The sequence below is a fragment of the Dictyobacter arantiisoli genome (assembly GCF_008326305.1).
In the GTDB taxonomy this organism is placed as follows: Bacteria; Chloroflexota; Ktedonobacteria; order Ktedonobacterales; family Ktedonobacteraceae; genus Dictyobacter; species Dictyobacter arantiisoli.
The window spans coordinates 22236-35481 of sequence record NZ_BIXY01000019.1 but is presented as its reverse complement, the minus strand read 5'-3'; the positions used below and the strand labels follow the sequence as shown (position 1 = coordinate 35481).

Here is a 13246-nt window from a genome sequence, read left to right as displayed (position 1 = left end):
GCGCGTTGCTCTTCCTGTGGCAGACATGGATGGTAATTAGCATACAGTAATCTCGTTGATTAGCTCAACTTTATAGATCTACCTTCGCTGAATGCTCGATAATAAAGCGGACTGGTATCATAAAAAAAAGATACCAGTCCGCTTTATTATAATATTGTACCCTTATAAAGTGTTTGATTCCCATGCTCACCACGATCTCTGTGCATGATTTTTCGCACCGCTGGTGCTCAAACCAATTTTTAGTGTATGTTGCTGTAAATGCGCTAAGCGCATTTACAGCAACATACACTAAAAAGGGCGCAGGCGCGCGCGCGCCTGCCAGCAGGTGAGCCACAAAAACCAGATGGTATTGGAAACAAACACTTTGTTAGACGTATCATGTTCTATCAGGCAGGTAACTTAGCGTGCTCGTGCCACCTGTTTCTGTTTGGGCCCGATATGCAGAGGACGTCCCTCAACCGCCAGGACGGCTTCACGCAGGCCTTCACTGAGGGTTGGATGGGGATGGATGGTTTCACTGACCTCTTCAACGGTCAGTTCGCCACGCATCGCCAGGGAATATTCGCTGATCAGGTTGGTTGCATCTGGACCGATGATATGTGCGCCCAGGAATTCGCCGTATTTGCCAATGATGACCTTGGTAAAGCCTTCGGTTTCGTCGATAGCAACTGCCTTGCCAATTGCGGCCCAGGGGAAGCGTTCAACGCGGATATCGGAATATTTCTCGCGGGCAGCCGCCTCGGTCAGACCAACAAAAGCTATTTCAGGGAACGTATAGATGGGATTTGGCACCACCTCATAATTCATCGTCGCGCTATGGCCGATAGCATTATCTGCGGCAATCTCACCCTCCGTAGAAGCGACATGTGCCAGACCAGCGCCGTGGATCAAATCCCCAATGGCATAAATGCCTGGCAGATTGGTCTCTAATTTATCGTTGACGCGTACACGTCCACGGTCGGTATCGAGTCCCTGTTCAATCAGTTTATCCAGACCGGCGATATTGGCGCGGCGGCTCACTGCCATCAAAACATACTCGCCATAGAATTCTTGCTGACCCTTATCTGTGCTGGTCACAACTTTTTTCTGACCATTCTCATCCGCGATGCTTTCCACCTTTGTGCCTGTGACGATATTGATGCCGCGTTTGCTCAGAATACGTACCAGCAATTTACGGACCTCTTCATCAACGGGGGCTAAAATGTTTGGCAGCATTTCAATGACTGTGACTTGCGTACCCAATGCATTGAACATACAGGCCAGCTCAATGCCGATCACGCCACCGCCAACACAGATCAGGCTTTCTGGCGTCTTGGATAGATTCCAGCAGGTATCGCTATTCATGATCTTATCGCCATCCACACCGGGCATGGGCGGAATCAGCGGTACCGAGCCGGTAGCGAGGATGACCTTATCGGCGCTAAATTGTTGTTGCTCGCCATTTTTAGTGACCGTGACGGTCTTTGAAATATCTACGGTACCCAGGCCATCAAAAACGTCGATATTATTCGCTTTCATCAGCGAACTGACGCCACCAGTCATACGCTTCACAACTTTATCTTTAAAGCTGACGGCTTTCTTCATATTAAAGACAGGAGGTTGCGGGAGGGTAATTCCTAGATCTTCGATAGAAGCCAGTTGGTGTAGTGTTTCTGCCACATGTAACATTGCTTTAGAGGGAATGCAGCCCACATTCAGGCAGGTACCACCCATATACTGTTTCTCTACAATTGCCACTTTGGCACCTTGTTGGGCGGCGCGAATCGCTGCTACATAGCCACCAGGACCAGCACCGATCACGGCGACATCATAATGAGTACTCGTCATGAATTTCTCCTACAAATCGTATCTACCATGCATCTTACACCCACGCATACTGCTTTCTGCGTAGAAATGATTGTATATTAACGCTTGCTTGAGTGCATAGATGGGTCAATATGCCGGGCACAGTCTCTCTTTTTTGTTGTGATGGATGGATACGACAAATGATTTGTTGTTGGTAAAAATAATCGTTTTATAGCCAGGGGGCAACGCCTGGCAACGGCGGCTTGCATGTCGCTATTCCCACTTGTAGCGTTGTCTCCAGAGTGGTTATCTGGTAAGGGTGGATATTTCACGCAATACATAAGCCAATAGTGCTTCCCGCTCAGTTTATATCCTTCTTGGAGACGCAAATGATTGCTTAAACTGCCTATCCCGTCACCCCTTTGATACATCGTTTGGCTCTTCGACAGTATACCACGTTTCCATCTATCCCGGTACTCACGACCATATGCGGAGCAACCTGTTTTGCTGAGATGTGCTTTGCTGGTAATTGAGAAGAGAGGGGCTCTATCACCTTTTTGGCCTACTCGCATGACGGTAGTGTAAATAAAACGTATCAATAGATGCAGAGGCAAATATTCTTTCTTTTATCTTGCTCTGTACACGAACTATCTATTCCGAGAAGCAGGCACAAATACCTGGTGGCGGGTGCCTGTGTATAGGTGGCAGTGAATAGGATTTATACACAAAATTCATAACTGGGAGTACACAATGACGACAACAGGAGAACTTCGCGCGATTGTTGAGGAGCTTGAATTAGTGGATGCTGGCGAGGCCGCCAGCTATTTGGGTGAAGATATCCCTGGCAAGGATGCTGGTTCGGATATAACGGCATTGACCAGTTGCTTAAGCGATATAGCGTTGGCCGATGAGCATTATTTCCAATTATGTTAGTGCATTTACGTTTATCAGTGTGTTCTCTATACCGCGCAGACTTCTTCGGGAGCCTGCGTTTTTTATGGCACAGAGTGGTGACATATGGCAGGGTGTTGAGGCAATGTCTGGCTGGATGGAAACAGGACTGCGATGGTGAAATGCAGACTTATCCATGGGGATTGGTTTTGAAGAGAACATGTTGCCATGGGGGGATGGCAACCGGGTCAGTGACTGACTGACCAGTACTAGTATTTCGCTTCGGTTAATATTTTGATCCGTTTCTCAGCCGTGGGAATGCCACAATGCCTGAGTTGCTTGATCACCGCTTTTAGATCATATTTCACGCGACGATGCTCTGCCTGCCAGACATTATCATGCCAGCTCAGGATAGCATAGGAGGCGCGTACATCCTCGTCTCTGGGCAGTCCGCAACTTCCAGTATCAACCAGTAACAAGTGTTGCCAGCGGCGCATATATGCCACATGATAATGACCAAAGGCCAGCGCCCCAATCGAGGGTGGTAAGTCCTGACAAAGGTATTCAAGTTTACTGTCAGGAGTCGTCTGAAAGATAGCCTCATCTTGATTGCGTGGATTCGCATGCACGACGAGAAGATCGGTACCATTGGGATTGGCAACAAGATGGCTAAAAGGGAGTGAAGCGAGATAATCGATACCTTGAGGACCGATTTGTTCGCGGGTCCAGGCGATCACACTTTGCTTTTTTGGTCCTTTTTTTGAGGTCTGGTTGACAACGTCACTATCCACATTGCCTTGAATGATAGGACAATGTAAATCCTTGATTGTTTGGATGACTTCATTTGGGCAGGGTCCATTCAAGCAAATGTCTCCCGCGATGACAATTTGATCAATATTCGGTTGCTTTGATAGATCCTCAAGAACCGCTTCCAATGCAATCTGATTGCCATGAATATCCGATATGATCGCAATACGCATATAATGATGTCCTGATTTGAGACAGACAGTACCTGTCTCTACTCTCTCTTTGTATTGTTATGATTGTTTGTGATATCTTCATGGTTTCTTCATTGTAGGAACCATGAATGATATGCTGATTGGCCATTTGTATGAGCCATCAGTAATATATCTCAAAATAGCGGAGGATACAAAGATGCTACATCGGATAGGGGTGATTTCTGATACCCACCTGCCTCAATTCAAACAACTGCCCGAGGCGCTCTGGACACATTTTGCGGATGTGGAATTGATTATTCATGCTGGAGATTTATCGCAACTTTCAGTGCTCTCTGAATTAGAAACGCTGGCTCCTGTAGTGGCTGTACAGGGGAATGTGGAGCTACCGGAGGTGGTGATGCAGTTACCAATTAAGAAAGAGATTACCGTGGGTGGTTGTCGTATTGGTATTGTCCATATTCTGGGGAGCGCGCAGGCATATCCGCAGACGGCGCGGCGTGAGTTTCCACTGGCGCGGGTGGTCGTATTTGGGCACAGCCATAATCCCTATAATGAGGAGCATGCCGGGCAATTGCTCTTTAATCCCGGGAGTGCCACGGACCGTCGTCATCAACCGACCTGTAGCCTTGGCATGCTTACCATAGATGATCAGGATGGGAGCGTTCATGGTGAAACTATCCCATTGCCGAGGTAGCCTCTCTTTTGTTATGTTGTGTATAAAATGTTCGCAAAACATTTTATACACAACATAACTATCTTTTTTGAGGGTATGTCGGACTCTCATGCTCTCCACAGTCTCTTTGCATGAGTTTTCGCACCTGCGGTGCTCAAACATCTTTTTATTGTGTGGTGCAGGCGCGCAAGCGCCTGCCAGCCAGGGAGCAGCAAGATCCCGATGGGGATGGGAGGCTGACACTCTCAAAGCGTCAAAGACACGAAAACTCATAGGTGAAGATCACTGAGAGCTTCTTAGCGACCGATATATTCCTGACCGCCCATGAAGGGACGGAGCGCCTCGGGAATCCTGATGCTGCCGTCTTCCTGCTGATGTGTCTCTAACAGCGGTATCAAGATACGTGGCGAAGCGATGGCGGTATTATTGAGAGTATGCACAAATTTCACCTTGCCATTTTCATCACGATAGCGTAGATTGGCACGGCGAGCCTGCCATTCATGCAGATATGAGCACGAATGGGTCTCACGATAGCGACCCTCACTGGGCACCCAGCACTCAATATCATACATACCGACCTTGCCATCGCCCATATCGCCGGTACAGACATTGATCACGCGATACGGCAATTCCAGATCCTGGATCAGCTCTTCAGCATTTTGCAGCAATTGCTCAAACCAGTAGACCGATTCCTCATGATCCGCCTTACAGATAATATACTGCTCAACTTTATTAAATTGATGCACCCGGAAGACACCGCGTGTATCCTTGCCGTAAGTACCTGCTTCCTGGCGATAACAGGGACTATAGCCCACAAATTTCAGTGGCAGTTCATCCCCTTTCAGAATCTCATCCTTATACATGCCAGTAATCGAAACTTCAGCAGTACCCACCAGGAACAGATCCTGATCTTTTACTTCATATACCTGATCGCGACCTTTGGGAAACTGGCCGCTACCGATGAAACTGAAATCGCGGGCCATCGAAGGCACGATGAGTGGTGTAAAGCCTTTACGGGCCATCTTATCCATCGCAAAACTGATCAAAGCCAGTTCCAGGCGTGCCGCCTCGCCACGTAGGACATAGCTCCGTGAGCCAGCGACTTTTACCGCCCGCTCGATATCGACCAGATTATGTTTGAGCATCAAATCATAGTGGTCGAGGGCAGTGAAGCCGAACTCGGTTTTTTCGCCCCAGTATTTGAAGGGCACGTTTTCGCTCTCATCCTTGCCTACGGGCGCACTGGGATCTGGAATATTGGGAACGAGCAAGAGCAGATTGTAGCGCTCTTCTGTTAATTGATTGAGTTCTGGTTCATTGGCCTTAATAAACTCTGCTAGCTTCTTCCCTTCGGCAATCAAATCATTGCGTAGCTCGGTATTTTTTTCTCTGGCGGCCTGCTGGATACCTTTTGAGAGCTGATTTTGTTTGGCGCGTGCCTCTTCAACCTCATGTTGTAGTGCCACGACTTTTTGATCCAGAGCAAGCAAGGCATCAATATCAATCGAATTGTTTTTAACGTGGGCCGCTTCTTTGACAACATCGGGATGATTGCGGATAAATGTTAGATCAAGCATGCTATATTCCTCTCCTCCTTCTGAATGCGTGCCTCCATTTCGCATATGGACCACGCGATAGGCAATAAAAAAACGCCGTGTCCTTCGTTTCTACAAGGACGACGACGCTAAACGCGTGGAATCGTGGTACCACCTTACTTCTTTCAAAACAGTCTGGCTGCCTTGAAACTCATATCTGCCTGATAGCGGGGGCAACCGTTGACGCTCAACGCGTAGGCTCCTGGGTGGATTTCTCTCCTGCTCGCACTGCGTTGCACCGGACCGCAGCTCTCTAAACACTCACAAGAGGTACTTATCCCATTCATAGCCGACTGTTTATAGTATACTCAATCCAGTGTAGCAGTGTGCTGACTGATTGTCAAATTTACATCTACAGATGTGATACTATAGTTTGGTCTGAGACGTTTCCGCTTAAAATAGCACTGTGTATTTGTTTGGAATGGGATAAATGATTTTTAGTCATAAAATACGTGCAGCATTTCCTGATGGTGCGCTTATCGTTTTTGGATTAGCCATCATCGTACGTATCCTCTTTAATGTGACGGTGGCCCGGCAGTATACACCCCTTCACGATTCTCAGCAGTATCGGGATATTGGTTTGCATTTGTTGACGGAGCATTGCTTTTGTCTGCATCTCGCTATTTCAACGGTTGGACGTGCTCCACTCTGGCCCTTTGTGATTGCGACTATCACCGGGCTGTTTGGTCCCAGTGATTTTCTGGCGCGCATCTTTTTATGTCTGGTGGATGCTGGCACCTGTGTGCTGATTTATTTACTGGTCGCACGCCTGCTCAATCGACGTCTGGCGCTTGTCGCTGGTATCGTGGCCGCCTTCTATCCCGGTCTCTATGTGTACACTGGCTGGCTCTATTCCGAGACACTCTATACTTTTCTCTTAACGGCTTTTGGCTATTTGCTTTGTTGTTTGTACCAAGAGCGTTTGCAGCGCTTTGCCCTGGCAAGTGGGATCGCCGTGGCCTTGCTGGCGTTAACACGCCCGAATGGCTTATTGGTGTTGGCCTTATTTATAGTCTGGCTGGTTGTATTGGGTTGGCAGAAGCGCTTTGCCTGGCGCATCGTGGGGCGTATGGCCATGCTGGTACTGCTGGTGGTGGGCATCCTGCTGACACCCTGGACGGTGCGCAATGCTCTGGTGTCTCAACGCTTCTTACCAGTGGCGACTGGCGATGGTACCGTTCTCCTGGGTTCTTATAATGACCAGATTCTGTCCAAGCCCTGGGATCAGGAGACGTGGATTACTCCTTTGCGTGCGGCACCTGTTGCTGCGCGGAGCTTTCCGCTGTATACCTGTACTGCTAGTTGTGAGATAAGCCGCGAAGATGCCTTCAAGCAAGATGCTCTGGCGTGGATCTCAAAGCATCTTGCGTCCTTGCCGGGATTGCTGATGGCCCATTTCGCCAATACATGGTTGCCCGCCGTCCATGAGGCTGATTTGCCGACAGATCGTTTCTCCAGCCAGACCTCAAGCCAGATTGTGCTACTTATGATGAATATCTTTCCCATCCCTGTCGATATTCTGGCTGTCATAGGCTTATGGGTAACTCTCAAGCGCTGGCGAGAATTCATAGTCTTTTATTGCTTGCTCCTGTTGACGGTCGGACAAGATCTGATCTTCTATGGCGCGCCGCGCTTCCGCGCTCCTATCGAGCCAGTGCTGATTATATGGGCTATCTTCGGATTCTCATTTCTCTGGCAGTATCTTGCCTGCAGGCGATCCACCTGGACCAATACCATCAAATAAGGTAAAATATAGTGGAAAACGTAGGTGCGGCACGAACGAACGTGAGTCCCGCTTTCCCGTTCACCGTACCGACATCTCGCCCCAACGCTGCTCCATTTCATCGTTTCATTTCTTTTTCCATTGAACCCCCCGTTTGAAAGAGAACAGATTCTCTTCTCTGACCTCCAAATTCGGTGGCTCTAAGATTTGTATATCCCTTAATGCAAAAACACTTGAATGTAATTCTTGCTATTAAATACTATCGTATAGAGGCCTGTAATTATATTTGATATACTCTGGCAGTAAATTGATATTTCCTCACTAGCTTCAACATGAACGGTAACAGGATGGCTAGAGGCCCAATCAACTTTCAAAATAATCTCATGATCGCCCGGTTGAACCGGTACTACAAATTGCTCACTTTCTCGGAGTTTTCCCACACGCTGACCATCAATATACACTTTATAACTACGCAGAAGATCGACAGTGCCGGGTCGACGCTCAATATGAATGTTTGCTTTTTCCATCATTTGTATCCTCTCTATTAAAAGCAATTTAGGACGAATGTTACCTACTAGTGAGAATGTCCCATAATATTTTTAGCAAAAAATCATAGGACATTCTCTCGATAAGCTCTGTGTGAAAGGTCACTGGATACAGCAGGCCAATTCGCCAACAATATCTTTTAGTGGAGCACTACCCGCGAAGATGCTCGGTGCTTTTTTAAGACATCCCTTTTACGCTTTCATCGTTTCATTTCCTTTTCAATCGGTTACTGATGACCCTTGCCAGGAAAGGCTTCTTCCTCTTCTTCACCACATTGTTTGCGCTATTTACTGAAATCGCTGCCAGAAATGCCCAGGTCTCTGGCAATGTGCGCTTTGGTTTTCCCACTGGTTTCAAAGAATTGGACTGCTTGTTACTTCAATTCTTTCGTATACATTGATTGCCTTTTCTCATTGACCCCTCTCGTTTGAAGGAGAATAGATTTCTCTTCTCTGACCTCCAAATTCGGGGGATTTCCATTCCGGTGGCGCAGATACGTTGACGAACGAGGGGATTATACGAGGATAAGGAAAGCGGGATTCACATTCGTTCGTGCCGCACCTACATTTTTGCCCGAAATAATTCCAATGCCCATGAATCAGTTCCCGGTATAGTTCCAGACGCGTACGTTGGCGAAGGTGGCGTCTATCGGGGTGCTGTTATCAATAACGCCAACTCCAATTTTGCCTTGTGTGAGCGTGTTGTCTGCGATGGTGCCCAGATAGGTGTTATTAGCCAGGATCGTGATGCTGCTCGATGTGGCGATGATCTGCAATTGATTCATCTGGTTGAAGCCCTGTTGAATGACACTGCTTGTGCCCTGTAATAGCGTACTGATCTGATTCCCGGTATTGTAGAGGTCAAGGGCATAGTCACCGGAGCTATCGACGTGGAAAAAATAATAGGCTGTACCGCTGGTATCGCTGCGAAAGAGGAGTCCCGCCTGTCCCAGATCCCCTTTGAGGATAGTTACCTCGGCCTGATAGATGAAGTTGTTGATATCGGTGCCCTGCGCGATACACGGTTGCAGATAGGTCTGCTGTGCCTCTGTGGCATGATAAACTGTATTATCAAATGCGCAACCTGTGTGGCTATCTGGTCCACCAATATCCCATTTGTTCTTTCCATTTTTATCGGTCAAGGGATCGCTGATCGTCGGGGTACCTGTGGTGAGAGTTTGAAAAAGATCGGTGCTGGCCGCTGCTGTTGCGGTGCCATCATTAATGGTTTGGGTCGCCAGACTGGTTGCGATACCTTGAGCAGTTGCTGTAGCCTCAATATTGGCCTGGGCGGTATTGATATATTGAGACGTGGCCTGTGCCTGCGCCTGCGCGGTGCCTGCCACGCTGCGCGTCTCTTTGACTTCAACGGTGGCGATATGGCGTAGCGCGCCTTTATAGTGGGTTGTGGTATGCAGAAGCAGCAAGCCAATACTTCCGAAGAGCAATGTAAAGCATAGGATAAGGATGCTTACGCTGCTGATGATTTTAAGGATGGGATGGCTCTTTTTGCGTGGACGTGGAGGAGGGGGCCATGCAGGTCTGCTTGTCGCAGCGGTTGTTGCTTGAGGTGTCGTTTCCTGTTTGGGATCATCTGCCGGATGCTTTTCTGCCTGCTTAAGGGCCGTCTCTTGTTTAGACATTTCGCTTGTCTGCTCCCTGTAAATATATTTTTATATAGAAGGTTTTATTTATGTTTATTCCATAGAATAGCATACTATCATTGAGTGTGCAGGTAAAGTAGACAAATGGGCAAGTGGCGAACTCAAAAGTTTGTTTTGGATAGAGATAGCATGGATTAAAGCCGCCAGAGGCGCAGATTGTTGAAGGCCACGTCGGTATCATGCTTGCGATCCACTGCCATCACGCCAATCGCACCTGCACGGTAGGAGCTATCGCTGGCACTCCCTACATAGTGCCTGTTAATGTACAGGTAGATGTTGCTACCCTGAACTATAACGGTCAAAATATTCATTTTCCTTCTGCCTGTTTTGATCAGGTTGCTCCTGTCAGAGACGAGGGAAGTGGTGTCATTGGCATGTGTAAGCATGAGAGCATAGGTGCCATCGGCGCGAATACGAAAGCTATAAAAATTGCTATCTCTGGTATTGGATCGAAAGATAATGCCGCCCTCATCCCCTTTAAGAATGGTCATTTGTATCTCCAGCGCGAAATTATGGACATGGGTCTTATGCGCGATACAGGGAGCGAAATATCCTTTCTGAAAGACGGTGCTATGGAAAGCATTGTTGGTGAAGGCGCAGCCACCCCCATCTTTCGTGGGATAGATGTCCCAGCCAGCTTTGGATTCAAAAAAGAGTGGATTCTGCATGAATGGTTTTTTGCTGGTGCTCTGCTTGTATAGCGTTTGCAATGCAGTTGCTGTCGCCTGGATCTGGGCATTGGATTGAGCCTGAGCAGTGGCCTCTGCATGGATCTCATTGATCTGCCCCCTGGCGGTGGCGGTTGCCTGAAGTCGCGCACTACGCATATTTTCAGCGTCTACGTCCTGCACTGCCTCTAGCGTGGCTTCTGCCTGGAGACGGAGTTGCGTGGGATGCACGATTTCCGCATAATAAAGCAGACCAAGGCCGCTGATGATGAGGAGGAATGCCATGCTGAAAGTTACGCCGATGATGAGTTTGGAGAATATCGTCATGGATGGGATCGCTGATGGATCTGAGGATGGCGTGCTGCTAGCAGGAAAATCTGAGTGAGTGAGCGTTGTGATGCCCGGTCGTAGCCGGGAATGTGCTGATTGCTGTTGTACTTGCGGGTCCTCGTGCTTGTGTGCTTGTGCCACCATATCTGGATAAGAGGATTGATAGGTGATTTGGATCTCGGACGTTGGGATACGCTGTTTGCATCGCGGGCAGGCAGTCATACCAGGTGAAAGCTGTTTTCCACAATTCGCACAATTTTGCATCACAAGCTCCTATTATATCTCTCTCAGATGGCTGAACATGAACGTATACGCTCCTCTTATACACATAAGGGAGTGTATCTGGCGTAGAGTTGTATCGTGATGTTTCGGAATTCTGCCGTTTGAACGTATTCCGGGGCACTATTTGTCGCGCCGTATATTGCCTGTTATAACTTCCAAACTTTGGCGTGTCTGTATCTAATTTCAGTTGGATGCTTGTAACTATTGGCCAGGACACCAATCTTGCCAGTCGTCAGTCTGGTATTGACGATACTCGTGATATATTTTTTGTTGATATAGAAATCAAGCGACGTGCCACTGGCAATTACTCCCAACGTATTCGTTGTATTATTGCCAGTGTTAATGGTATCGCTATACCCATCGGTGAGGGTCTGTGCGGCTTTTCTGTCATCACCGGCGTAGTAATAGACACTGTAGCTTCCATCCTGTCCCACGACGAAGATATAGGATTGTGAGGACGCATCTCTGGCGCGCATGATCAATCCTCCAGCGTCACCTTTGACAATATTCATATCTGTCTGATACATAAAATTGTGTAACGTAATATTTTTTGCCAGACAGGGCAGGAAGAAGCCATGCTGGGTAACGGTAGCGGTATACGTCTGATTAGTAAAGGAGCAGCCAGAACCGGTATCCCAATTGAACGTATCGGGGGCATGCAAATCGTCGTTAATATCCGCACGCGTATTGACAATATCGTCATAATTGTTTTGATGTTGAGTCAGAGCTGTAAGCGTAGCTCGTGCCTGAGCGGTGGCTGTCGCTATCTGATGGGCGATGCGCGTAGCTTTCACCTGAGCCGTTTGAGCAGCAATTGCATCAACGGTGGCCGTGGCCTGTACCTGTTTCATATAGGGACGATACAGCGTCATATAGCCAAGCATGCCACTTCCAATAACCATTAGCGTGAGCACGCTTAGTATGATCGCCATTTTTGCGGTCAGGCGCAGTTTTCGTTGATGCTGGCGGTGAGGCAGGAGAGGATGCCGATTGTGGGGCATCGTGCGAGCCGTTGTACTGGTAACTGTCGGGGCCGTCTGGTTGCGAACAGCCTCATCCTTATCCGTGATGTGTATCGTGATAAGCAGGGCGTGCGGATAGCCATCAGCCTCATCCAGATACATCTTTTGCCCGTCATAGGCACCTGGCGGGACGGTAATCTCCACTTGCTCATCCTCTGATAGTTGTATGCTTCGTTTTATCCCTCTGCTTGCATCATACTGACTGAGCCATAATGTCGTCTCTTTCAATGAGTCCAAATCTCCCTCAAATTCCATCATCAACCTCCTATCGATATTGTACCGAAAGCCGCATAATTGTGTAGTACTAAAGGTGAGTTGCCAGGAAAAGGCAAAGCATAAAAAAAACGCATACTTTGCAAGCATTGCAAATATGCGCCTTTTTGTGACTCTCCGTCCTTGCGGGTGGTGGTGGAAGAGGGAAGGTGCGAGGACTGTCATGCCCCGGCATGCCTGCCATCGCGCTCCGTCAGGGACTGCCGCCCCTGCACCTCGCTTTCACCCTAAAACGGGTTTACATCATGCCGAGTTCCCATTTGGCATCCTCGGTCATGCGCTCTGGAGACCAGGGGGGATCAAAGGTGAGCTCTACCTTACAACTATTGACATTTTCAACCTGCCGCACACGCATTTCTACCTCTGACATAACTTCGCCTGCCATCGGGCATCCCAGCGCGGTCAGAGTCATATTGACGTCGACATTTCCTGTCTCATTATTGATGTCCAGATTATAGATCAGGCCCAGATCAACAATATTAACGGGTATTTCTGGATCATAACACTCACGAAGTGCATCCATGAGCTCTGCTTCATTTATTTCTGCCATTTTTGTGCTGCTCCTTTGTGTCCCCACTAATCCGAGTATTTTAGTAGGGTTACTCTTTCCCGTAATATATCTTATCATTCAACTCTTGTCAAAGGATTGACGTTTTTCTATTAAAGGGCAATGTATGTCCTTTTACTAAGACATTTGTCATGTAAGAGCGGCTTTAAACTTGTTGTATGGCACTATATGATTATAATAAATAAGGATGAGATGTATTTTTGTAGGATGGTTAGAGAGTATTTCTATTGAAGCTATTCATAGCAGTAATGGCGGTCATGCGGAAGAA

Annotated in this window: 11 protein-coding genes, 1 pseudogene and 1 other annotated feature; of the genes and pseudogenes, 3 read left to right on the top strand and 9 right to left on the bottom strand. The window is 47.9% G+C overall.

The window, feature by feature from the left end:
- Window positions 1-399 precede the first annotated feature (399 nt).
- Complete coding sequence (gene lpdA, locus F1593_RS08585; protein WP_149401147.1) at window positions 400-1827, bottom strand: dihydrolipoyl dehydrogenase; 1428 nt, start codon at window positions 1825-1827, stop codon at window positions 400-402.
- 708 nt (window positions 1828-2535) lie between these two features.
- Here lpdA and F1593_RS08580 point away from each other — a divergent pair.
- Complete coding sequence (locus tag F1593_RS08580; protein ID WP_149401146.1) at window positions 2536-2718, top strand: hypothetical protein; 183 nt, start codon at window positions 2536-2538, stop codon at window positions 2716-2718.
- 227 nt (window positions 2719-2945) lie between these two features.
- Here F1593_RS08580 and F1593_RS08575 read toward each other — a convergent pair whose 3' ends face one another.
- Window positions 2946-3656: a metallophosphoesterase family protein gene (locus tag F1593_RS08575; protein WP_149401145.1), complete on the bottom strand. Its 711-nt coding sequence runs from the start codon at window positions 3654-3656 to the stop codon at window positions 2946-2948.
- Between the two features lie 175 nt (window positions 3657-3831).
- On the opposite strand from F1593_RS08575, the gene F1593_RS08570 reads away from it, so the two are divergent.
- Window positions 3832-4329 carry a metallophosphoesterase family protein gene (locus F1593_RS08570; protein ID WP_149401144.1) on the top strand — a complete coding sequence of 166 codons (498 nt, stop codon included), beginning with the start codon at window positions 3832-3834 and terminating at the stop codon, window positions 4327-4329.
- A 275-nt stretch (window positions 4330-4604) separates the two neighbouring features.
- Here F1593_RS08570 and serS read toward each other — a convergent pair whose 3' ends face one another.
- Window positions 4605-5885 carry a serine--tRNA ligase gene (gene serS / locus F1593_RS08565; RefSeq protein ID WP_149401143.1) on the bottom strand — a complete coding sequence of 427 codons (1281 nt, stop codon included), beginning with the start codon at window positions 5883-5885 and terminating at the stop codon, window positions 4605-4607.
- A gap of 91 nt (window positions 5886-5976) precedes the next feature.
- Window positions 5977-6199: a binding site (T-box leader), on the bottom strand.
- Between the two features lie 134 nt (window positions 6200-6333).
- On the opposite strand from serS, the gene F1593_RS08560 reads away from it, so the two are divergent.
- On the top strand, window positions 6334-7647 hold the full coding sequence (locus F1593_RS08560) for an ArnT family glycosyltransferase (protein WP_149401142.1): 1314 nt from the start codon (window positions 6334-6336) through the stop codon (window positions 7645-7647).
- Window positions 7648-7844: 197 nt separating this feature from the next.
- Here F1593_RS08560 and F1593_RS08555 read toward each other — a convergent pair whose 3' ends face one another.
- The 6 genes and pseudogenes from F1593_RS08555 to F1593_RS08535 all read right to left on the bottom strand — a co-directional run bounded on the left by F1593_RS08555 (window position 7845) and on the right by F1593_RS08535 (window position 12960).
- The gene (locus F1593_RS08555) at window positions 7845-8156 is read right to left on the bottom strand and encodes a hypothetical protein (RefSeq protein ID WP_149401141.1); all 312 of its coding nucleotides are present in this window, start codon (window positions 8154-8156) and stop codon (window positions 7845-7847) included.
- A gap of 218 nt (window positions 8157-8374) precedes the next feature.
- Window positions 8375-8569: pseudogene (locus F1593_RS30115) on the bottom strand (transposase); the annotation flags it as partial.
- Window positions 8570-8770: 201 nt separating this feature from the next.
- Window positions 8771-9814: a hypothetical protein gene (locus F1593_RS08550; protein WP_149401140.1), complete on the bottom strand. Its 1044-nt coding sequence runs from the start codon at window positions 9812-9814 to the stop codon at window positions 8771-8773.
- Window positions 9815-9969: 155 nt separating this feature from the next.
- Window positions 9970-11097, bottom strand: a complete 1128-nt coding sequence (locus tag F1593_RS08545; protein ID WP_149401139.1) for a zinc ribbon domain-containing protein — start codon at window positions 11095-11097, stop codon at window positions 9970-9972.
- Window positions 11098-11261: 164 nt separating this feature from the next.
- The gene (locus tag F1593_RS08540) at window positions 11262-12395 is read right to left on the bottom strand and encodes a hypothetical protein (RefSeq protein ID WP_149401138.1); all 1134 of its coding nucleotides are present in this window, start codon (window positions 12393-12395) and stop codon (window positions 11262-11264) included.
- Between the two features lie 253 nt (window positions 12396-12648).
- A complete protein-coding gene (locus F1593_RS08535) occupies window positions 12649-12960 on the bottom strand; it encodes an iron-sulfur cluster assembly protein (protein WP_149401137.1) in 312 nt (103 codons plus the stop codon).
- Window positions 12961-13246: the final 286 nt, after the last annotated feature.